Annotated in this window: 27 protein-coding genes; 12 read left to right on the top strand and 15 right to left on the bottom strand. The window is 47.0% G+C overall.

Features of this window, described 5'->3' with window-relative positions:
* Positions 1 to 16: 16 nt before the first annotated feature.
* The 6 genes from SD450_RS04445 to SD450_RS04470 all read left to right on the top strand — a co-directional run bounded on the left by SD450_RS04445 (position 17) and on the right by SD450_RS04470 (position 4,143).
* The gene (locus SD450_RS04445; RefSeq protein ID WP_318343427.1) at positions 17 to 673 is read left to right on the top strand and encodes a response regulator transcription factor; all 657 of its coding nucleotides are present in this window, start codon (positions 17 to 19) and stop codon (positions 671 to 673) included.
* 274 nt (positions 674 to 947) lie between these two features.
* A complete protein-coding gene (locus SD450_RS04450; protein ID WP_318343428.1) occupies positions 948 to 1,286 on the top strand; it encodes a potassium transporter KefB in 339 nt (112 codons plus the stop codon).
* Positions 1,287 to 1,314: 28 nt separating this feature from the next.
* Entirely contained in the window at positions 1,315 to 1,926 is a 612-nt protein-coding gene (locus tag SD450_RS04455; protein ID WP_318343429.1) for a hypothetical protein, read from the top strand.
* Positions 1,926 to 2,222 carry a winged helix-turn-helix domain-containing protein gene (locus SD450_RS04460; protein WP_318343430.1) on the top strand — a complete coding sequence of 99 codons (297 nt, stop codon included), beginning with the start codon at positions 1,926 to 1,928 and terminating at the stop codon, positions 2,220 to 2,222. Before SD450_RS04455 ends, SD450_RS04460 begins: the two co-directional genes overlap by 1 nt.
* Positions 2,223 to 2,513: 291 nt before the next feature.
* Positions 2,514 to 3,596, top strand: coding sequence for a PAS domain-containing sensor histidine kinase (locus tag SD450_RS04465; protein ID WP_318343431.1), 1,083 nt, complete (start codon positions 2,514 to 2,516; stop codon positions 3,594 to 3,596).
* 166 nt (positions 3,597 to 3,762) lie between these two features.
* Entirely contained in the window at positions 3,763 to 4,143 is a 381-nt protein-coding gene (locus SD450_RS04470) for a hypothetical protein (RefSeq protein WP_318343432.1), read from the top strand.
* Positions 4,144 to 4,150: 7 nt separating this feature from the next.
* Here SD450_RS04470 and SD450_RS04475 read toward each other — a convergent pair whose 3' ends face one another.
* Positions 4,151 to 5,092 (bottom strand): NAD-dependent epimerase/dehydratase family protein, encoded by a 942-nt coding sequence (locus tag SD450_RS04475; protein ID WP_318343433.1) that lies wholly within the window; start codon positions 5,090 to 5,092, stop codon positions 4,151 to 4,153.
* A 64-nt stretch (positions 5,093 to 5,156) separates the two neighbouring features.
* On the opposite strand from SD450_RS04475, the gene SD450_RS04480 reads away from it, so the two are divergent.
* Together SD450_RS04480 and SD450_RS04485 are read left to right on the top strand one after the other, a co-directional pair.
* The gene (locus SD450_RS04480; RefSeq protein WP_318343434.1) at positions 5,157 to 5,654 is read left to right on the top strand and encodes a hypothetical protein; all 498 of its coding nucleotides are present in this window, start codon (positions 5,157 to 5,159) and stop codon (positions 5,652 to 5,654) included.
* Entirely contained in the window at positions 5,644 to 6,144 is a 501-nt protein-coding gene (locus SD450_RS04485; protein ID WP_318343435.1) for a nuclear transport factor 2 family protein, read from the top strand. Before SD450_RS04480 ends, SD450_RS04485 begins: the two co-directional genes overlap by 11 nt.
* Positions 6,145 to 6,148: 4 nt before the next feature.
* Here SD450_RS04485 and SD450_RS04490 read toward each other — a convergent pair whose 3' ends face one another.
* The 3 genes from SD450_RS04490 to SD450_RS04500 form a co-directional block, all read right to left on the bottom strand.
* Entirely contained in the window at positions 6,149 to 6,847 is a 699-nt protein-coding gene (locus SD450_RS04490; protein WP_318343436.1) for a hypothetical protein, read from the bottom strand.
* A gap of 78 nt (positions 6,848 to 6,925) precedes the next feature.
* Positions 6,926 to 7,735 carry an SDR family oxidoreductase gene (locus tag SD450_RS04495; RefSeq protein ID WP_318343437.1) on the bottom strand — a complete coding sequence of 270 codons (810 nt, stop codon included), beginning with the start codon at positions 7,733 to 7,735 and terminating at the stop codon, positions 6,926 to 6,928.
* Positions 7,728 to 9,998, bottom strand: coding sequence for a M28 family peptidase (locus SD450_RS04500; protein WP_318343438.1), 2,271 nt, complete (start codon positions 9,996 to 9,998; stop codon positions 7,728 to 7,730). The genes SD450_RS04495 and SD450_RS04500 overlap by 8 nt, the downstream gene beginning before the upstream one ends.
* 122 nt (positions 9,999 to 10,120) lie before the next feature.
* Between SD450_RS04500 and SD450_RS04505 the strand changes: the two genes are divergently transcribed.
* The gene (locus SD450_RS04505; protein WP_318343439.1) at positions 10,121 to 10,591 is read left to right on the top strand and encodes a CBS domain-containing protein; all 471 of its coding nucleotides are present in this window, start codon (positions 10,121 to 10,123) and stop codon (positions 10,589 to 10,591) included.
* Positions 10,592 to 10,597: 6 nt separating this feature from the next.
* On the opposite strand, the gene SD450_RS04510 is transcribed toward SD450_RS04505, so the two are convergent.
* From SD450_RS04510 to SD450_RS04525, 4 genes are read right to left on the bottom strand one after another with little or no spacing between them, the layout of a single operon-like run.
* Positions 10,598 to 10,951 (bottom strand): hypothetical protein, encoded by a 354-nt coding sequence (locus SD450_RS04510; protein ID WP_318343440.1) that lies wholly within the window; start codon positions 10,949 to 10,951, stop codon positions 10,598 to 10,600.
* A 9-nt stretch (positions 10,952 to 10,960) separates the two neighbouring features.
* On the bottom strand, positions 10,961 to 11,533 hold the full coding sequence (locus SD450_RS04515) for a pentapeptide repeat-containing protein (protein WP_318343441.1): 573 nt from the start codon (positions 11,531 to 11,533) through the stop codon (positions 10,961 to 10,963).
* A gap of 10 nt (positions 11,534 to 11,543) precedes the next feature.
* Positions 11,544 to 12,035, bottom strand: coding sequence for a DUF6265 family protein (locus SD450_RS04520; RefSeq protein WP_318343442.1), 492 nt, complete (start codon positions 12,033 to 12,035; stop codon positions 11,544 to 11,546).
* Positions 12,036 to 12,067: 32 nt separating this feature from the next.
* Complete coding sequence (locus SD450_RS04525; RefSeq protein ID WP_318343443.1) at positions 12,068 to 12,769, bottom strand: SIMPL domain-containing protein; 702 nt, start codon at positions 12,767 to 12,769, stop codon at positions 12,068 to 12,070.
* A gap of 122 nt (positions 12,770 to 12,891) precedes the next feature.
* Here SD450_RS04525 and SD450_RS04530 point away from each other — a divergent pair, with 122 nt between their 5' ends.
* Positions 12,892 to 14,028, top strand: coding sequence for a glycerate kinase (locus tag SD450_RS04530; RefSeq protein WP_318343444.1), 1,137 nt, complete (start codon positions 12,892 to 12,894; stop codon positions 14,026 to 14,028).
* A gap of 13 nt (positions 14,029 to 14,041) precedes the next feature.
* Here the strand turns inward: SD450_RS04530 and SD450_RS04535 are convergent, their stop codons facing one another.
* From SD450_RS04535 to SD450_RS04550, 4 genes are all read right to left on the bottom strand, one after another.
* Positions 14,042 to 14,644 (bottom strand): GNAT family N-acetyltransferase, encoded by a 603-nt coding sequence (locus tag SD450_RS04535; RefSeq protein ID WP_318343445.1) that lies wholly within the window; start codon positions 14,642 to 14,644, stop codon positions 14,042 to 14,044.
* Positions 14,645 to 14,755: 111 nt separating this feature from the next.
* A complete protein-coding gene (locus SD450_RS04540; RefSeq protein WP_318343446.1) occupies positions 14,756 to 15,232 on the bottom strand; it encodes a hypothetical protein in 477 nt (158 codons plus the stop codon).
* A gap of 46 nt (positions 15,233 to 15,278) precedes the next feature.
* A complete protein-coding gene (locus SD450_RS04545) occupies positions 15,279 to 15,773 on the bottom strand; it encodes a Dps family protein (RefSeq protein WP_318343447.1) in 495 nt (164 codons plus the stop codon).
* A gap of 254 nt (positions 15,774 to 16,027) precedes the next feature.
* Positions 16,028 to 16,252 carry a hypothetical protein gene (locus SD450_RS04550; RefSeq protein WP_318343448.1) on the bottom strand — a complete coding sequence of 75 codons (225 nt, stop codon included), beginning with the start codon at positions 16,250 to 16,252 and terminating at the stop codon, positions 16,028 to 16,030.
* 211 nt (positions 16,253 to 16,463) lie between these two features.
* On the opposite strand from SD450_RS04550, the gene SD450_RS04555 reads away from it, so the two are divergent.
* Both SD450_RS04555 and SD450_RS04560 read left to right on the top strand, forming a co-directional pair.
* A complete protein-coding gene (locus SD450_RS04555; RefSeq protein ID WP_318343449.1) occupies positions 16,464 to 16,796 on the top strand; it encodes a single-stranded DNA-binding protein in 333 nt (110 codons plus the stop codon).
* 146 nt (positions 16,797 to 16,942) lie between these two features.
* Entirely contained in the window at positions 16,943 to 17,386 is a 444-nt protein-coding gene (locus tag SD450_RS04560) for a hypothetical protein (protein ID WP_318343450.1), read from the top strand.
* Between the two features lie 62 nt (positions 17,387 to 17,448).
* On the opposite strand, the gene SD450_RS04565 is transcribed toward SD450_RS04560, so the two are convergent.
* The 3 genes from SD450_RS04565 to SD450_RS04575 form a co-directional block, all read right to left on the bottom strand.
* A complete protein-coding gene (locus SD450_RS04565) occupies positions 17,449 to 19,002 on the bottom strand; it encodes a M20/M25/M40 family metallo-hydrolase (protein WP_318343451.1) in 1,554 nt (517 codons plus the stop codon).
* 330 nt (positions 19,003 to 19,332) lie between these two features.
* Positions 19,333 to 20,172, bottom strand: a complete 840-nt coding sequence (locus SD450_RS04570; protein ID WP_318343452.1) for a phosphatase PAP2 family protein — start codon at positions 20,170 to 20,172, stop codon at positions 19,333 to 19,335.
* A 29-nt stretch (positions 20,173 to 20,201) separates the two neighbouring features.
* A complete protein-coding gene (locus tag SD450_RS04575; RefSeq protein WP_318343453.1) occupies positions 20,202 to 21,104 on the bottom strand; it encodes a histone deacetylase family protein in 903 nt (300 codons plus the stop codon).
* Between the last annotated feature and the right edge of the window lie 9 nt (positions 21,105 to 21,113).

Here is a 21,113-nt window from a genome sequence, read left to right on the forward strand (position 1 = left end):
ATTCAAAAACAAAGCGATGGGCAAAATCAAGTTGGCCATAGTTGATGACAATACATTTTTGGCAAGGGCCATCCATGAAAAACTTGCCGATTATGAAGATCTGGACATCAAATACATGGTGTACAATGGCAGCGAGCTTTTGGCAAAACTGGAGAAGAGCCATAATCTGGACCTGGTGCTCATGGACATTGAAATGCCGATTTTGGATGGTATAGAGACGGTGAACATCATCAAGCAGAAATACCCGCACATCAAGGTGCTCATGCTCACCGTTTTTGATAATGACGAAAACATCTTCAATGCCATTCGGGCAGGGGCAGATGGCTATCTGCTCAAGGAAGTGGATGCGGACAAACTGTACGGGGCCATCAAGGAGACCATGGGGGGAGGCGCGGCCATGAGTCCTTCCATAGCCGTAAAAACATTGCGGTTGTTGCGCTATCCCGAAAAGCAGGAAACCTTGTCCATAAAGGAAGAAGTGGTCGAACTGAGCACTCGGGAGCAGGAAGTGCTGGAGCAATTGGCCGAGGGACTAAGCTATACCGTCATTGCCAACAATCTGTTCCTTTCACCCAGCACTGTGCGCAAACATATCGAGAACATCTACAAAAAACTCCAAGTACACAACAAATTGGAGGCGGTACAAAAAGCTAGGAGGCAAAGCCTTATTTAAGTAAGGCCCTGAATCTTCAACATTCTGAAAACGACAAGTGGAAGCTCCATTAAAAGTGGATTTAAACAAATTAATCGATTCTCGCCGAGGCCACTTTTTCTTCTTTTTCGCAAAGTTGAATTTTGATCTTGATTCAATTTTTCTTCAGGATCTGTTTCTCGGGCCATAATGGCTCCCATCATACACAGCATCAACATTTTATTTTTTCAGAATGCATTATATAAAGATATTTTCGTTTACTTTGTAATTCAAAGTACTTTTAAATTGTGTTTTTATGACAAATTCATTCAGATTGTTTTCAGCGGAAATCGATACGAAGAACGTATTAAAAAGAATGGCCTTTGGCGCCTTGATAGGGTTTGTTGCCATTTCCTTACTAGTGTTCGGGGTAGATGATCCCGACCCATCCTGGCCTGCCAATTGGAAAGTGAAACCGTTGGTCGTCACACCTTTGGTGACCGCTTTTGGGATGTTGTCCTTTTACCTGAAGGACATCGTGGGGGTAAAAGGGGATTGGCCCAAAATATTCCTGTTTTTTGCAAGCGCCATCTTATTTTTGATATCCTTATGGCTGGGCACCGTATTGGGCCTGAACGGAACCCTATGGAATTAAGCTCTTCCCCACATCAATCCAATTATAGATGAAAGAAAAATATATAGAGGATCTCAGTGACATCAAGAAGATCATGGACCGTTCCACCCGGTTCCTCTCCTTAAGTGGCCTTGCGGGGATATCCACGGGGATTTCCGCACTGGTGGGAGTCTATGTGGCCTATGAGGTGGTTTTTAAGGGGAATGATTATTTAGTGCCCAGTGCGGTGGAGCTTGCCAATGCCCAAAAAGGATACTTGCTACTGATCGCTTTGGGGACTTTGGCCCTGTCCATAGGGAGTGCCATGTTCTTTACCGTCAGAAACACCAAAAAACGTAATCAAAGGGCATGGAACACGCAGAGCAAGGAACTTTTGGTCAACTTGCTCATTCCGTTGGTTGCGGGTGGAATATTGTGTTTGATGCTGTTGTCCAGAGGATTTTTGGGCTTTTTACCATCGCTGACATTGCTGTTTTATGGCCTGGCGTTGGTAAATGGGAGCAGGAACACCTTGCCGGAAATAAGGAACCTGGGATTGATCCAGATCGGTATTGGCCTTGTTGCCTTTCAGTTTATGGAGTATGGACTGTTTTTGTGGGCGGTCGGTTTCGGCTTTTTTCAAATCGTGTATGGTGCAATTGTCCAAAAGAAATATAGATAGTGAAGGAGTTCCTGGATAGTTTGGACAAAGCATTTGAAAACAAAACGCGGTTGGGCATTATGTCTGCCTTGGTGGTGAACGATTGTTTGGACTTCAAGGCCCTGAAGGAACTTTTGGGCACAACGGATGGCAATCTCGCCAGCCACCTTAAATCACTGGAAAAAAGTAAATACGTGGTCTATGAGAAGGATTTTCTGGACCGAAAACCCAACACTACCTACTATGCCACTGAGTTGGGCAGGGAGGCCTTTAAAAAGCATCTACACGCCATAGAACAATTACTGAAAAAACTGTAACGCCTTCATTGATTTTGATTGGTGCGAGTAGCATCGGTAGGCAAAAGACCATCGTCACATCATAAAACAAACTTCTAATAAACGAGGGGGCAATTGTCCCCCATTATGGGGACAAAGCATCCAAAAACTGGCCATTTTCTTCAAAAAAATGTAAACTGCGCACAAAAATTGCCAATAACTATATAGTTTTATGGGTTTTAATCCAAAAGCCATTCACATAGTTGGTCCAAAAAACAGACCCAGTGGCTACAAGGAGGTAATATGTACTGTGACCATAAAACAACCAAACCCATGCAACTCCAATTGGAACCCTTCTTTGAACAATCGATGGATTGTCTCTGTATTGCCAATTATGAGGGCTATTTTGTGAAAATCAACCCTGCTTTTGTGAAACTCCTGGGATATTCCGAGGAGGAATTGGGCTCCAGAAAAATTTCAGAGTTCATTTATGAAGAGGATAGGAAACTCACGGCAGAACATAGGGAGAGACTGAAGAACAATGTGCCCTTGGTCAATTTTGAGAACAGGTATGTGTGTAAGAACGGGGAGCTGGTCTGGTTGCATTGGACGTCAATTCCCATGGAAAAGGAACAACTGATCTATGCCATAGCAAAGAACGTCACACATAAAAAAAAGCTCGAGAGCGAACGTATTTCCCGTCTGAACCAGCTTTCCGAGACAAACGAGAAACTCAAACGCCTGAACTATACCACCTCACACGACCTTAGGTCGCCCTTGAACAACCTGATTTCCATTATCGATCTCATCGACCTTTCCAAGATTGAGGATGTGGAAACACAGGAAATACTCAGCTTTATAAGGCTTTCAGCGGAAGGGCTGAAAACATCTTTGAATTCATTGGTGGATGCGTCAAAGCAGAATCACATTTTTCAGGACGAACTGGAAAAGGTCAGTTTTGGGACTATCCTTCGCAAGGTCCAAAATACCATAGGCTCCCTGCTCCAGAAGGCGGACGCCTGCTTTACAGTGGATTTTTCAGATTTGGAGAGCATTGATTTTATCGAATCCTATATGGAGAGCATCTTTCTCAACCTGATCACCAACTCCATCAAATATGCGCGGCCAGAGGTGCCTCCCGTCATTTCCATACGGACCGGTCTCGAAAATGGTGTGCCAACATTGACCTATTCGGACAATGGGCTGGGTTTTGATATGGAAAAAGTGGGACATCTTGTCTTTAACCTGGACCAGAAATTCCACGGAAATGAAGATAGTAAAGGGGTGGGCCTGTATTTGGTGCACAGCCATGTGACCAGCCTTGGGGGGACGATTACAGTGGACAGCAAAGTCAACGAAGGGACCACGTTTACGATCAGGTTCGACCCTAAAATGCCTTTGGTTACCAGGGATTAGATTTTCAATTTAAAGGGTAACCGCATCAACCCCAGCATATACGATATTGAAAAAAGAAAGCAGCTTAGAAGATCAGATATTGACAACCATTAATTTTTTTCATATTTTTTTTCCGAGCAATTACTTTTATTCTAATTTTAGCTCGATTTGAACAAATCTTATTGCTATGGATAACCTCAAACGTGTTATTGTCGATTATAAAAAGTTGACCCCGGAAGTACTCAAGCTTTTGGTGGAAAAATATCCGGATGGATACGGGGACAACGATGTCATCAATTTTAGGAACCTCAAGGGAGAGTTGGTGGAGGCCGTTGAAGTATCGACGGACGATACTAAATATTTGGTCAAGATAAGCTCGAAACTCGAACGTACCATGGCAAATTATGACGATGATGATGACGATGATGGACTTGATACGGACGACTTGGGTAAACTTCCAGGGGATGACGATGACTTTTCGGATTCCGATGCGGACGACGACAGCGACGACAATGACCGTGACGATGTCGAGGATTCCGAGGATATGGACGATGACGAAGAGGAATAACCGCCTCCTATTTCTTCAGATTGCTTAGCATCTCATGCGTGGTCAGGTCCAAGTCAAATCTGGGCATCCAACCCCAATCTTTTTTTGCGGCTGAGTCGTTTATGCTGCTTGGCCAGGAATCCGCGATCTGTTGCCTAAAATCGGGCGCATAGCTGATCGTAAAGTCCGGAATGTGCTTTTGGATGCTTTCTGCCACCTCTTCAGGGGCAAAACTCATGCTTGCCAAATTGTAGGAAGACCGTACCTTGATCTTTTCGGACGGACTTTCCATTAAATCAATGGTCGCCCTGATGGCATCGTCCATGTACATCATGGGCAATTGGGTGCCCTTGTCCAAAAAGCATTCGTACGTGCCTTTTTTGAGTGCCTCGTGGTAAATTTCCACCGCATAGTCAGTGGTACCGCCCCCGGGCATGGTCTTCCAGCTGATCAGTCCCGGATAACGGACACTGCGCACGTCCACCCCATATTTTTTAAAATAGTATTCGCACCAGCGCTCCCCCGACTGTTTGCTGATCCCATACACCGTGCTGGGTTCCATGGTCGTGTTCTGCGGGGTGTCTTCTTTGGGCGTGTTCGGTCCGAACACAGCAATGCTCGACGGCCAAAAAACCTTGGAGATCTTCCCTTCTTTGGCCAAGTTCAGCACATTGAACAGCGAGTTCATGTTCAGGTTCCAGGCCCGCATCGGAAACTTTTCGGCAGTGGCGCTCAGCATGGCCGCCATCAAATAGACCTCATCGATCTCATAATGCATCACCACATCCTCAATGGCGGCGTAGTTGGTGGCATCCAAAAGCTCAAAAGGTCCCGAGCCCATCAAGGTATCGCCACCTTCCCTGATATCGCTGGCGACCACTCGTTCGCTGCCATATTTTTCCCTGAGTTCCATGGTAAGTTCCGTGCCTATTTGGCCACATGCGCCGATGATAAGAATGGGTCTGTGCATTAAAAATGAAGTTAATTCCGATTCCCCGCAAAGATACCCTTTATTAAAATTTGTACATTCGCCTATGCGAAAATTGTTAAGCATCCTGATTGTTTTTTCAGTTGTTTGGAGCTGTAAAAAGACAGAGTCCGCTCCCTCGGAAACCACTGGGGAGGAACTTGTGTTCCAGTACCAAAAAATGCCCCCGAAGGCCAGCATAAACCCAGAGGCTACTGCCATTGTGGAAACATGGGAGGAATTCAAGGCACTGAACACCAGTATGGATGTGCTGTACAAGGCCACCAACACGGAAGATCTTGCCCTTGCCATTGACGACCTTATCGAAAAGGAAAAGAAACTGGAAGCTGGCCAATACCCTGAACTCTTTGATAATTTTCAGATGAAGAGCCGGCAACGAGTGCTGCGGACCTATCTCTATAAAGCAAAGGCGGCCATTGTTGAGAACCAGCCCCCTACGGAACCCATCGTTCAGATGTTGGACGCCTATAACGCCATTCGCAAACAATTGAACGTGATCGTGAACAGTCAACTGGACAAAAAATTGATATTGGATGAAGAATAAGATGCTATGGTCTTGCTTTCTGCTGATGATGGGGACATTGAGCGCCCAGATGACCGAAAAAGAAAAGATCGGGAAGGTTTTGGACAGTTGGCACCTCGCCGCTGCAAATGCCGATTTTGATGCCTATTTTGGAAAAATGACCAACGATGCCGTCTTTATTGGTACGGATGCCATGGAAAATTGGCAAAATGCAGATTTCAGGACGTTCTCCAAACCGTATTTTGATAAGGGAAAGGCATGGAGCTTCACTGCGGTCCAGCGGAACATCTACCTGGACGAAAGCAAGAATTTTGCCTGGTTCGATGAATTATTGGACACCCAAATGAAAATCTGTCGTGGTTCTGGGGTGCTCAAAAAAGAAAATGGGCAATGGAAGATTGCCCATTATGTACTTTCCATAGCCGTTCCCAATGAATATGTGGACGAACTGGTCCAGATCAAAGAAAAGCGGGACGACGAACTGCTGTTGGAACTCAAAAAGAACCAATAGCTGGTTAGTTCTCTTCTGTAGCGGTCTTCTCCTTTCGGGATAACAGGGCCTGCTTGCTCAGACTGGCCAAATTAAAATTCGGTGCGATCTTCAACGCCTCGTCAAACGAAACGATGGCCGCATCGATACTATTTTTGTCCACATTGAAGTCCGCCAAGCCCTTCAGATGGTAAAAGGCAGCCTTTAACGGCACTTCATAGGGTTGTTGTCTTTCGTAAAAAGCATATTGCATCTCATCCGTGGCATTGGCTATGCCATATTCGATATTGGTAAGGGCCCCATTGGTGTCCCCCGTCTGTATCTTAAGGTCCGCCAATTCATAGGCAATATAGGGAGACGGATTTCGGCTGAACAACGCCTCAAAATGTTCCAAGGCCCTTTTGGGTTGGTTCAGCGCCTTCAGCGAAACAGCTTTTATCTGGATGGCAAGTTCGGAATCATCAGCATTTTTCTCGATTCCGATGGTGTTCAGGGCCTGAATGTGCTGCCCATCGTTCATATAGACAAACGCCAACGTATCCCTTCTTTCTTTCGATGGGGAAAGCACGTTCATATGGGTCAGTGCCCCAATGACACCATTCACATCGCCCTGCATGCGCATTTCCTTGTAATAGGCTCTGTAATGTTCCAAAAGTTCGTTCTTGGTCTGTGAGAAACCTGCAAAACCCACGAGCAAGAAGAGTAGCAATACGGTCTTTTTCATTCATTATCACTTTAGTGCGCCAAAACTAAAAAAATAATCGGTACTATCCTGTTAAGAATGCCATAAGTAATAGTAGTACTATGACACAATCGAGGTTTTGAAAATGGGATGGCCTTGATCAAAATACGTACTGACCACCGTTTTCCCTTTTTTTTCTGAAGTTTCATCCTGATAGGCAGGTGGGGAAATCCCTCTTTTTTTCGCTTCCAAACTATAATATTCCCTTTTGGCGGGATGCAGTGGATATACCCCATTAAAGGTTTTGCCCCATAGTTCTTCATCTATGATGCTGACCATCATGCGGATACAATCATCTTGGTGGATCAGGTTGATGGGGTCGTTCCCATTGGAAAGGTTGTCCCTGCCCGACAGCATGGTGACAGGATGCCTATCGGGGCCTATGAGTCCCCCAAACCGTAGGATGGTGGTCTGTGTAAAACCCATATTTTTCAAAAGTTCCTCGCTGGCCAAGAGTTGTCGGCCGGACTCCGTGCTGGGTTTGGGATGGGTTTCTTCCGTCACCTCCCCTTCAATATCGCCATACACCGAGGTACTGCTGATAAAAAGAATCTTGTTGACGGGGCTTTTTTTGATCTTCTCCAGAAGAAGTTCCATCTTTTCAATAAAACTTTCCGTATGGTTGCCCCGCAATCTGGGTGGTATATTGATAATCAAAATATCGATGTGGGACAGAAACCCTTCGAGGTCTCCATGAATCTCATCGGGAGACAATGAGATAAGGTAGGGCGCAATGCCTTCTTTCCGCAATGGTTCCAGCTTGTCCGGACTGGTCGTGGTGCCATACACCTGATGGGCGTTTTTCACCAATTGTCTTGCCAAGGGCAATCCCAGCCAACCACAGCCCAAAACCCCTATTTTTTTACTCAAATCGTAAGGTTTTGATGGTCAGTATGGCATCGTTCAGCACAAAGGGCATTGGGATACTGTTGCTGGGCCGCTTGGGAATACTGAACTCCCCATGGTCCAAAAGATCGTTGGATGCCTCATAAAAGGTAAGCTCCAAAATGGAATCTTTGGGGAAGCTCAACTCCAACTCAGTAAAATCGTTGTTGGAGATATAATGGGTGATCAATCGGTTGCCGCGGTTTTCCAGAAAATGGGAGGAAAGCGAAATTTGGTTCGCCTTGGCCGATTTCAGCGGTATGGGATTGGTATAGATGTCCAGGCGGTTCACGTTCCTTTTTGGGGTCACGCAGAGTTCCACCAGCCTGTCCTCGCCAATAATGGTATCCCGAATGGTCTCGATATAGGGCAGGGCGATGTTCTTTTTGGGGGCATCGGCAATATAGCTGAGCTTGGTCCTGTACTTGCTAAAAAGCGTTTCCGCCTCCGGTTTTCTTTTGGTATCCCCCAGAAACTGACTGTTCCATCCGATGAGTTTTTGATCATAGGTGGCCCAAACTGAGGAATCCTTTTCGGCATTGTAAACATAGAGCAGGCTGCTGGGTTTTGGTCGTTTTTCGTTGAAATCGGACTGAATGTGGCTTGCGATCCCAAAGGCAAAGAAAAGGAGCAGGAACAGATAGGCCAAGCGACCCATACTCTTCAATTGTCCGAAAAAGGGCAGTACCAAGAAGAACACCAGCGTGGTGAGAACGGTAGAGGCCACCATCATTTTCAATCCGAGGCCCACAGGGAACATTTTGATGAACGGGGCATAGATGATGACCGCTGGCAGGGCCAAGAAGACCAACAAGAAAGGGCTGGGTTCCTCTTGGTTGAGGGTCACCATAAAAGCGGCCAGTAATCCGAACAAGGGCACAATGAAGAAACTCGCGCCCTGTAGATAAGCGGCCACCAATCCACAAATGATCAACCAAAGTACAATGGGGGCGACCAAAAGATTGGGTGTGCCCGTTTTTCGGAATTTGTGGTAGGTGTAAAAGCAGATGGCGAGTGACAGGGCCACATACACCAAAATATAGGTGTAGCCGTTATAGGTGAACCCGTGGAGCATGTCCTTAAAACCGGGATACCACCAGGTGATCACCGACCAACAGAAATACCCAATGACCCCATTGACGGCCAAAGTAATGAGCAGAGGTAAAAAACTTTTAAAGATTCCTCCGATATTTAATTTTTTCTTTTTGAACCCAAGGACGAGCAAGACCACAAAAGCCACGACGGCAATTACGAACATGGGCCAGATCCATTCAAAGGGATAGGAGACAAACTTAAAAAAGGGCAGGTTGAAATAGACCTTGTCATTCAAACTCTTGAGATTGCCCAGATCGGCATTGCTGAAATACTGCAGAAGCGACATCAAATAGCTGCCTTGGTGTGCCAAGGTATTCTTGTCCAACCGATCGGCCCTGTCCAAGGCCGTGTGGTAATCAAAATGGTCGTCGATAAAGGCAAAATTGAATCCCTCAATGTCACCATCCTCCCGAAATACCGTAAGATCGGTATCGTTGGGCAACATTTTGTAAATGCTATAGACCAAGGAGTTTGCTACGGGATATTCAGGATTGGCCTCGGTGAATTCCTTGATCAATTTGCCGTTGCCACGATTGGTCTCGATGAGCATATAACTTGGGCCACCACTGCCACGTGCCTCAAAATTCAGGACAAGCCCCACGTCTTTTGCCCATGGATGGTTGTTCACAAAGAGGTCCGCACCATTGAGGCCCAACTCCTCGGCATCGGTGATGAGGATGATGATATCGTTTTTTGGTGTCTTTCCCTCAGTCAAAAATGCCCTGATCCCTTCCAAAATGGTGGCGACACCACTTCCGGCATCACTGGCGCCCAAAGAGGAATGCGGACTGCTGTCATAATGGGACAGCAACAAAAGTGCCTTGCCGTTGCCAGAGCCCTCTATCCGGGCCAAAATGTTGGTGGCCTTGCTCAGGTTGGCCCAGTCGCCAGCGGTGTAACCTTCTTGGGTCGTGGTCTCCAGTCCCATTTTTTTCAGTTCCGAAATGACATAGGCCCTCGTGCGCGCATGCCCGGGAAATCCCACCGCATGGGGCTCCATGGACAGGCTTTTTACGTGGGACAGCGCCCTATCGGTGGAAAAGGAACTGGGTGCCGAATCCGCATCCGGTTCGTAGTCGGGCATCAACGAGTTGAAGCTCCAATAGGCTGCTAGAAAAAGGAGAAGAAGGGCTAGGGTCCGGGAGAATTTCATGGTTTGGTAATGTTGCTGCATAAAAATATGAAATTATGAAAGGTTCACATATTTGGATGTGAAAAATTAGGTTATTCGCTAAAAAAAGCTATATTTAATGTTCAACTTCAAATTCTAACCACATGGCAATCAAAAGTTTTCAAGGAGTACGATCGAAGGAGGAATCCAAGAAGAAGTACAATGCCCCAATTTTGGTGGAGGACTACATGACCAAAAAATTGATCACCTTTTCTCCCGACCAGTCCATTTTGGAAGTTATGGAGACTTTTGCGAAATACCATATCTCCGGTGGGCCCGTGGTGGACAACAGTGGTTTTTTGGTAGGAATCATCTCCGAAGCGGACTGTATGAAGCAGATTTCCGAAAGTAGGTATTTCAACCAACCCATCCTTGACAAGAGTGTGGAACGCTTCATGACCAAAAATGTGGAGACCATTCCGCACGACATGAGCATTTTTGACGCTGCCGGTGTTTTTGACAGGCACAACAGGCGCAGGTTGCCCGTCATGAAAAATGACATCCTTGTGGGCCAGATCAGCCGAAAGGACATTGTGGTGGCGGCCCTCAAACTGACCGCCCATAGTTGGAAATGATCCCTGTCATTCCCTTTTGACGATCATGTAATAATCGTTGTCCAGGGGCAAATACCCCATGTCGTACACAAAATAGTAGGTGCTGCCCTTTTTAGTGGTATATAGGTTGGTGATAAGATCAAAGTCGAAGCCCTTGTCCAGCAAGCGCATTTTTGTGGTCTTGGCCTTTCCTTCCTTCAAGGGAAAACTGCCCAAGATGCGGTAGTTCTTTCGGAGTTTGTTGTTGATATTTCGCAGCAGGTTCTTGCTGTCCCGGTTCAGGCGGTTGTTGTAGGCATTGCGGCAGTGGTCCGAGCAGTACTTTTGGTCTATGCGTCCAAGGAGCTTTGTGCCACATTCCAAGCATTCTCTTTGGGTCATGGGATAAGATTAGGTGACCACAATATCATACTTTTTTAGCAAACCGATCAATCCTTCCTTACTGAACTTGCACTTTTTCAATGTGTTGATGGATGGGTCTATATCAAAACCAACGGCAGATGAAAGGTCGGCCCCTTCCAGATTGGTGGAGTGGAACAGCGTGTTTTCCATAGTGCAGCCAGCAAAAGTGGATCGGGAAAGGTCTGCCCCGGTAAAGTCCGTCTGGGTCAACGTGCAATCGATAAAAGGGGTTTCCTTCAACGAAAGTCCATTGAAAGAGGCCAGGATCAGGTTGCAACCTTCAAACCGGACCGACATCAAAAAATCGTTGCAATCCTCAAAGCGGAGCCCCACCAATTTACACCCTTTAAAAAAAGTTTCCTTGAAAATGGTGTGTTTTATATTGGCATTGGTAAGGTCGCACTCCTCAAAAGTGCATTCCATGAAATTTTGGTTGTCCAAAAAGGCATCGGAGAACCGGCATCCCCTAAAAGTGCAGTTTTCATATTCGCCCTTGGCCAACGGAACGGTGGAGAAATCCTGTTTTTCAAACAGTTGGTCAAAAATAAAAGGCTTCTCCATGGCGAATGGTCTATTTCACCCTCTTGTAAGCGAACAGCACTTCCTCCGCACTGTCTTCCTCTTCGATGAGCACGGTCACGTTCATTTGATCGGGACCTATCTTTTCCATGGTCAAACCTTCAAAATAAACTTTGTTCTTTTCAATCTTGACCAGCCTGAAGTCCACGGTTTGGTCCTTTTCCTCCCAACCACGTAGGGTGCCGTCGAAGTGTTTCAACTGTAGGATGATGGTGTGGTCCAATTTCTGGATGTGGCCAACCTCATAAAAAGAGATTGCGTTGTCCTTCGCCAGCTTGAACACGAACATCATGGAGCCCCCGAGCGGGGGGCTCCAGATTTCTTCTGCTATTCCACCAAAAGCCTCACCTTGCCAATGCCCCTCAATCCAGGCTACGTCGTGTAAGGAAGCAGCGGGAGACGCCTGCCCTTTGGGCAATTGCATGGTCTGCTGTGCCGAAGCTAGGGCAACGCAGCAAAAAAAGAGGGTCAATGTCAGTTTCATGTGTTAGGTTTTTGGGGTTTGGTGAATGAATATCAATTGGTGAGCGCAAACTTCACGTTCACTAGGGTCTCTACCCGTATCTTTTCAAAATCGATGTCCAACGGTTGGGCACCACCCATATCGGCGGAAACGGCTTTCATTTCCATCATTGGGGCTTGGTTGTATCTGGGGTAATAGGGTTGCGAGTTGTCCATGATGTGGAGAGCGGCACCCAACTTCTGTCCAAGTGGCTTGGTCAGGGCATCGGCGCGCTTTTTGGCTTTTTTTATGGCCCTGGTCTTCAGTTCCAGCTCCAGTTCGTCCATTTTGGAATATTCCGTTTTTTCCACATAGGCATTGGCAATGTCCAACTGCTCCAAAGCGACCATCACCTCACCGGCCTGCTTGCCCGAATAGACCACGAGGGAATATTCCTTGCTCTTCAATACTTCTTTTTCGCGAAGAAAGTATTTCTTGAAATTGCTGCTCATGTCCTTGATCACCAATTGCTCGTCCAAATCTATCCCAAGGGCCTTTAGGCGTTGCGCCATTTTGTTCTCCTGCTCCTCAACGGAGACCTTTCCTTTGGTATCCTTTTCCTGGATGGTGATGTTGAGGTGGATCTTGTCAGGCGTCACCAAGGTGTCCACTTGGGCCGAAGTTTCCAGATAAGGGGTGTCCAAAAAGTTTTTGGATTGGGCAAAAATTGAAGTCGAAAGCAACAAGGCTGCCAAGGGTAAGATTATTCTTTTCATAGTAGAGATTTTTTGTTTAAAGGTATATACTTCACCCCAATGAGCAAAACCTGTGCCGTTTTTATGCCAAATTGATGGGAAAATAAAAGTGCCACTTCATTTATCTTGATTACATTGTGGGGATGAAATTTGTTCTGGCACCCGATAAATACAAAGGCTCCTTGACGGGAAGGGAATTCTGCGATACGGTGGAAAGTGGCCTCAAAAAAGTGTTCCCCGAAGCCAAAGTGGTCAAAACGCCCTTGGCCGATGGAGGCGATGGCACCATTGAGGTGGTTGCCGATTATCTCGATGCATCTTCCGTGTCGGTACAGGTGAAGGATCCCTTGTTCAGAAACATAGAGGCGCGCTATCTACTTTCTGGGGATGGGCTTACGGCCTATATCGAAATGTCCGAAGCTTCCGGGTATAGATTGCTCGAAAAGGGGGAAATGAACTGCATGCACACCACCTCTCTCGGCACAGGTGAACTCATTGTGGATGCCCTGGAGAAAGGCGCGCGCAAAATTGTCCTGGGCATTGGAGGGAGCGCCACCAACGATGGAGGTATGGGCATGGCACAGGCATTGGGCCATACTTTTCTGGACAAAAACGGAAAGGTGTTGGAACCTGTGGGGAAAAATTTGGTCCATGTGAATCAAATACTACGTAAAAATGTACATCCAAAATTGTCACAGGCGGTTATCCAAGTGGCCTGCGATGTGAACAATCCCTTCCATGGCGAAAATGGGGCTGCCAAAGTATATGGCGCCCAAAAAGGGGCTTCCGCTGCAGAAATTGAGTTCTTGGACCAGGGGCTGGCCCATTTTGCCCAAATGCTCCACGGCGTTTTCGGGGTGGATGTGCAAAAGATTCCAGGTGGCGGTGCAGCTGGCGGAGTGGGTGGCGGTGCCGTTGTCTTTTTGAATGCCGATTTGGTGTCAGGGGTAGATCTGGTGATGCAGATGGCCAATTTTGAGGAAATGTTGGTGGATGCGGATTGGGTGATCACCGGGGAAGGCCAATTGGACGGGCAGACCTTTTCGGGCAAGACCATCAATGGAGTGATCCGTGTCGCGCAGCAAAGAAGTATTCCCGTGGCCGCTTTTTGCGGATCGGTGAACCTTTCCATTGGGCAGATGCAGCAAATGGGGCTGGCCTATGCCGTCTCCATCCTCAATGAAGTAGGAAACTTGGACGAGGCCAAAACCAAAAGTCGTCAGAATCTGGAATTGGCGAGCTACAACTTTGCCCATCTTTTGAAGCTAAGCAAAGCTTAGACCCAAAACAGGCCTATTTGGAAGCGCCTTGCTTCATCCTGAATTCCAAGGAAGTCTTTACCGTTTTCCATTCACTGTCCAGGATGGAAAACACCACCGTGTCCCGCAGATTGCCATTTTCATCGGTTCTGTGGTTCCTCAAGATACCATCCTGTTTCGCGCCCAAGCGCAAAATGGCATTTCGGGACGGATGGTTGTGGAAGTGCGTCCGAAATTCCACGGCAATGCACTTTAAGGTCTCAAAGGCATGTTTCAGCAACAGATACTTGCATTCGGTGTTGAGTCCGGTGCGCTGTACCCGTTTGGCATACCAGGTCGCTCCGATCTCGACCCTTTTGTTGACGGCATCCACGTTCAAAAAGCGGGTGGTGCCCACCACGGTATTTGTTTTTTTGTCGATCACCGCAAAGGGAAGGGACAACCCGGCACGTTGTTCGGAAAGGGCCTTGTCCAGGTACTGGTCCACAGTGGCAGGGGAGGGCACCACGGTGTACCACAGCTCCCAAAGTTTACCGTCCGAAGTGGCAAATGCGAGGTCCACTTTGTGGGATTTTTCCAAAGGAACGAGCTTCACCAGCTCCCCTTCCAGCACAACGGGATGTAACCAAGGCTCCATAAGTTGGGTTTTTGAAGCCAAAGATAGGTGTTAATCCATCCAAAACGACAAACAAAAAGGCCGGGAGTTTCCCCCCGACCTTCTTGTCAATCAAAAAAACAAAATTTGAAATCACCCAATTTCCCTGAATTCTTCCACAGAGAAAAAATCTTGGTCTTTGTTTTCGATAAAATAGATGCCTTGCTTTACATCATAGTTCAATGTCCGGTCATCTACCCTTACGGCAAATCCCTTATCGGTGGCGACCACCGAGAAGTCGTCCGTGACGGACCTTTCGTATTTCAGCACCATATAGTGTTCATATACCTTATCGTTGTTGGAATCCACTGCAATGAGCTTGGTCACCATTGCAGGTTTGGAATTCCGGTCCTGGTCCCTTTTTTTTCTGTCACTTTCATCAAAGGACATGGGGTAATTCCGATGTTCCATGATTTTGACGTTATAGGCTTTCTCCGTTCCGTTCTCTTCCAGGGAGAAAGTTTTATAGATGGTGGCGTTCATCATCCCTGGACCGGTTTTTTGACCATAACTGCTGATGACAAAACATAGGAGCATGGGTATGGATAATATTGTTGTGAGTGTTTTCATGGGTGTGTTTTTATAGTTATAGCATCTTTTTAGGAATGTTCCTGGATTATTTAAGGTATGAGGTGAACATCCAGTTCCTCTTTTCCAGATGGGTAAGGAAATCGGTAAGGATCTGTTCCGTTACCACGTCCCCGCTATCCAAAGCGGCATTCACGCCATCCAGCATGTTGTTGTGCAAAGTCTCGTAATCTTTGAGCAGTTCCCTTACCATCTCAATGGCGGTGAGCTCCTTGGTGGGCTCTTTGATCTGGGAAAGCTCCATGGTCTTTTTCAAGGTGAACTTCGTCTTTACCCCAAATGCGCGGATACGCTCGGCCACGATGTCTATGTTTTCCTTGGTGGTGTTGTACTCCTTTTCGAACTCTTCGTGCAGTTCAAAAAATTCCGGCCCCTCAATGTTCCAGTGAAAGTTTCTCAACTTGTTGTAGAACACTTGGTAGTTGGCCAAAAGCGTGTTCAACGTCACCACGATCTCTGCCGTTTCCAGATACGTGAATCCTAATTTCTTAAAAGTCTTGTTTTTACTGCTTACAGTTTCCATTTTGTTTTAATTTTTGATTTGACAATAATTATGTGCGCAGAAGCGTGCGGTCCAAAGGATCGGTTTGCTGTGCACTGGTTTTTCTTGGGAGATGGGAAGAAAAATTCCCATAGGGATGTTAGGTCGGTCTGCTTGACCTAGAACACAAATTTCTTGAAGTGATTTCTTGTGCAATCCATACTATCAATATAAAGATATTTGACAGAAAATCAAGTATTTAACAGGATTTAACACTTTTCGGGAAAGGGTGTTCCTCAAGAATTTTCCGCATTCTGGACAATGAACCCCTTGCAGAGGGACAGGTACATATCCGCCGAGATATCGGTCACATATTCCTTATCGGCACTGAAGACTTTTTGGGGCTCCCGGTTCATGGAGTCGTGCTCTTGGATATAGATGACGTCCAGTTTGTCGTACATCCGTTTTCCGAGACTGAACCTTCGTACCACAGTATATTTATTGATGCTGCGAATGGGCATACGGTTGTTGTTTGGGTCACTTCATAGGACACCAAAAAAGGGGAGCGGGTCACATTTTAGGTGTTTGTTATTGCTTCCAATCATTTACATCCGTTTACAAACGAAAGCAAACAATTCAATACCGATTGGGCCGTTTCCCTGCCCCTAAGTTTGCCTCGTCGGACAATGAAGTTCGATGGTATTGACTGTTTAACGCTTAAATCACATCAAAATGAATTCACTGAAAAACAAAGTACAGTTGATTGGACACTTGGGCAGCGACCCGGAAATCATCACCCTGGAGAATGGGGGCAAATTGGCCAAGTTTTCCCTGGCCACCAACGAGACCTATAAAAATGCGGAGGGCGAAAAGGTGACAGATACCCAATGGCACAACATCGTGGCCTGGGGAAAAATGGCGGAGATCGCTGAAAATTACCTCTCCAAGGGTAAGGAAATCATGGTGGAGGGCAAACTGATGTCCCGCTCCTACGAGACCAAGGAAGGCGAGAAGAGGTACATCACCGAGATCAAGTGCAACGAGCTCTTGATGCTGGGGAAATAATACGCACCGCAACCAACGGATAAAGGGGCATTTGTGCCCCTTTTTGTATGGCCCCAATTAGGGTAAATCCATTTTGTGTTGTTATAGAACTGAATGCCGACCTATCCCGTATATAGGATAAGGACACTGATTAAAACGTTTACGCTATGAAACACATCGGATTTTTTATAACACTTTTGGTCCTGACATTCTCAACCGCATTGACCGCCCAGGAAAAGGAAACGCAGAACCCGGAACTGGACAGGGACTCCTATTACGAACAACGGGCCAAGGAAGATGCCGAATACGAACAGGCACTGGCGATGCGCAATGAGGAGGATGAAAAGGATTTTTGGAAAGACCAGGACAAATACGAGAAAGACCTCAGAAAGCGTGATAAAAAAGCATACAAGGCCTATATGAAAGGAAAAAGGGATGCTTATGCAGAACACGCGGCCCATTGTGACCACCACTGCCACCACAGCGATCACTACCATCGTCAGGCCCAAATGTACTTTACTTATCACGAGTACCACTACCCCCAAAGGAGCACTGTTGTGCAGACCGGGGTGAGAGTGAGCACCCCAAGAGTTGGACTTAGTGTCTTTTAGTTGAATTAGTTGGTTAATAAAAAACGCCCCAATTTATTGGGGCGTTTTTGTTTTTGTAGAATTTAATCCAAACCTCCTTTTCGTTGTGGCGAACGGGGAGTGGGCCATTCCAACTGTTCCCCTGTCCGGTTGCTGATGGGCAGTACGGCCTTTGTGCGTGGGGTTTTCTCTGGGTGCTCGCTGGCCATATACGCAAGGATGGCCGTTAGAATGGCGTTGTTCCTCACATCGTCAAAAATGATCTTGTCATAGGTGTCACGATTGGTATGCCAAGTGTAGTTCCAGTAGGACCAGTTGAGTGAGCTCAAACTAAAGGCAGGAGCCCCTGCAGCTTGGAACGAAGCATAATCGGAACCGCCACGGGCAGGTGTGCCCGGGAACGTGGTCTCTATTTCATCCGTGATTTCCTCGGGAACGGCATATAGCCATTTGCCCAAATAGTCATAGGCATCCAAGAATCCACCTCCTGAAATGCTCACTACCCTTCCTGTACCGTTATCTTGGTTGAAAAGTGCCTGAACACCGTCCACAATCTCGGGATGGTCCTCCACAAAGGCCCTGGAGCCGTTGAGTCCCTGTTCCTCACTGCCCCAATGCCCCACCAAGATGGTCCGCTTGGGATTGGGATAGGCTTTTTTGAGGATGCGCATGGCCTCCATCATCACCAAAGTTCCTGTTCCATTATCGGTGGCACCTGTACCTCCGTCCCAAGAATCAAAGTGGGCGGATAAGATCACATATTCGTCGGGTTTTTCGGAACCTTTGATTTCGGCGATGGTATTGAAAGTGGTCATCACACCCAAATCCTTGGACTCGGCCACAATATGCAATTGCGGTTTTTGTCCGGACTCCACCAATCGGTAGAGCATGCCATAATCCTCCAACTCTAGGTCCACCGTTGGGATGGTCTTGGTATAGGCGCCAAAAATTTTGTTCACCCCAAAACCTTGTGACCAGTAGGAAGCCACAATGCCCGCAGCACCTGCTTCTTCCAATGTGCCGGGCAATGATCGGGTGTTGTGGCCCATATTCTTCATGTTATCGTTCCAAGCTTTGGTCTGTTCCTCACGTTCCTCTTTCATGCGCGCAAAGGACTTTTCGGTGGCAAATTCCTCCCAGTTGTAATCGGGTCTACCTGTGGGCTGCATCATGGAGACCATGACCAGTTTTCCCTTCACATTGGGCAACCATTTTACAAATTCCATGGAATCCTTCACCATGGGCAATACCACCAACTCGGCAGTGATGCCTTTTTTGGGTGTGGCAGGGCTCCAGGCCAATTGTGTACCACGAAGGCTCTGTACCCGTGGGGATACCATATCGATATGGGAAATTCCGCGTTCCCAACCTTTCCATTCGCCCCATTGTTCGTTGCGGGCCGAGATTCCCCAACCGGCATATTTGGCGACCGCCCAATCGTGGGCCTTTTTCATTTGGGGCGTTCCCACCAATCGGGGACCGATACCATCCATAAGTTCGTGGCCAAGTGCCTCGAGTTGTGAATTTTCATTGGCCTCTTTGATGATGGCCTGGACAACAGGATCTTGTTCCTGGGCCAAAAGAAATACGCTGTTGGCCAGCAGCAATGCAATGAGCAGAGCAGTTTTTCGTATCATAGTTGATTTAATTTGTCCTAAAAATAGAACAATAAAAGCAGCTTTGGAAACACTGGTGGAAGGGCAAGGGAAACAAATGAAGGAAAAGGGCTAGGCCACCTTTTTCAGAAGGTCAAAACAAGGGCATTTCTTGCAGCGCTTGCTTTCTTTTTTCTTGTATTTCTCACAGCATTTTGACTTTAGATTGCCATGGGAGGACAATTCTTTCAATAATGCCTTTTTGAGTTTCTTTTTTTCCTTCTTCTTTCCCATGATGACTATAGAGAAGGCAAAGCTAATTATTTTAATTAAATCTAAATAAGAAATTAACACTAAAGTGTTAAGGTTGAATCAGAAGTGGAGGGAGACCCCCAACGTATTTGGCCCAAATGAAAGGTTCCAACTCACTTGTTTCGGACTGTCATTGTACTTTTCATCATATTTGGAATCCAAGTATCGGTCGATGGACTCCACAATGAATATGCTCAGCACCGTACTGAAGGCCACATCGGAGACCCAATGGAAATCATCCATCACCCGCACAAAACCGGGCACCAGACCGATGGCATAGATACCTCCCTTAACCCAGGGGTTCTTGAACTGTTTGGCAATGGCATAGGCATTGCTGAAGGCCAACATGGCATGTCCGGAAGGAAAGGAGTCGTAATCATAGACGCGATCCAGATGCAGGGGATCAAAAGTATCCGAACTCTCCCCGCTTTTGGGTCTGGCCCTACCAATGATGCGTTTGCTCACTTGCTGAAGAAAGCCACCCGCGGTGGCTGATGAAATCAACAATACCCCAGTCCGTCTCAACTTTTCATTCTTGGTGAACAGGCCCGCCAAATAGACCCCGCCGGTTAGCATGTAGTTGTTCTCCGGACTGCCATATTCGTGTCCATAATCCATCACCACATCGGGAATATCCTGTCTGAAACCATTTTTCCAGTCGTTCAGTTCATCGTCCACCGTAAATAGGAGCAGGGTGCCCGCGGTCAAATAGCCAAAGTTGGCCCAATCGTTCCCTTTCCAATGCACTGGGCGGGAATAGGCATAACCCACACCTCCGAACATGTTGCCCACGTCATAGGTGAAGTGGTTCCACATATTTTTTTCTTTTTCCGGGGTCTCTTCCTGTCCAAAAACAGGACAGATGAATAGGGCTACAAATAGAAGAACAGTTGCTTTCATGAGGTTGAATAAAAGAACAGTCGGCAAAATTACGCATAAATATCCTGCGCCAAGCGAAATGTGTTCGCATGGGCCTCCACGATGATTTTGATATCGGGCGAATACCCACCTCCCATGCTGCATTGCACGGGAATGTTGGCGTCGTGACAGGTTCGGAGCACGAAACGGTCCCGCTCCCGGCAACCTTCCAACGTCATGGCCAAGGTACCCAGTTTGTCGGAAGCCAACACATCCACCCCGCAGAGATAAAAGATGAAATCCGGGCGCACCTTTTCCAGCAGTTCCAGTAAGGTGTTCTTCAAGATGGACAGATACTCTTGATCAGTAGTACCCTTTTCCAGAGGGATATCCAAATCGGAAGTTTCCTTTTTAAAAGGATAATTGCCCTTTCCATGCATGGAAAAGGTAAAAACAGAACGGTCAGTCTGAAAAATCTCCGCAGTCCCGTTCCCTTGGTGCACATCCAGATCCACGATCAAGATGTTGTTGGCCAGATGGTTGTCCAAAAGATAACGGGCGCCGATGGCCTGGTCGTTCAGCATACAAAAAGCTTCCCCACGATCGGAATAGGCGTGGTGGGTTCCCCCAGCAATGTTCATGGCGATGCCGTGTTCCAAGGCAAACTTACACCCTTTGATGGTACCGTCGGCTATGATGCGCTCCCTTGTGACCAACTCATCGCTCAATGGAAAACCGATTTTTCGGACGGCACTTTTGGAGAGCTCCAATCCTACCAAATCCCGATAATAACCTTCATCGTGGGCCGCCAAAATGTGTTTGTCATCAGGAATGGAGGGCTCGAAGAAATTTTCTTCGGAACAAGTGCCTTCATGGAGCAATTGTTGGGGCAGCAGCTCATACTTGATCATCGGGAAACGGTGCCCCTCCGGTAATGGATGTCTGTAGATGGGGTGATAGGCAATTTTGAGCATTTCAAAATC

The sequence above is a fragment of the Flagellimonas baculiformis genome (assembly GCF_033441575.1).
Lineage (GTDB): Bacteria > Bacteroidota > Bacteroidia > Flavobacteriales > Flavobacteriaceae > Flagellimonas > Flagellimonas baculiformis.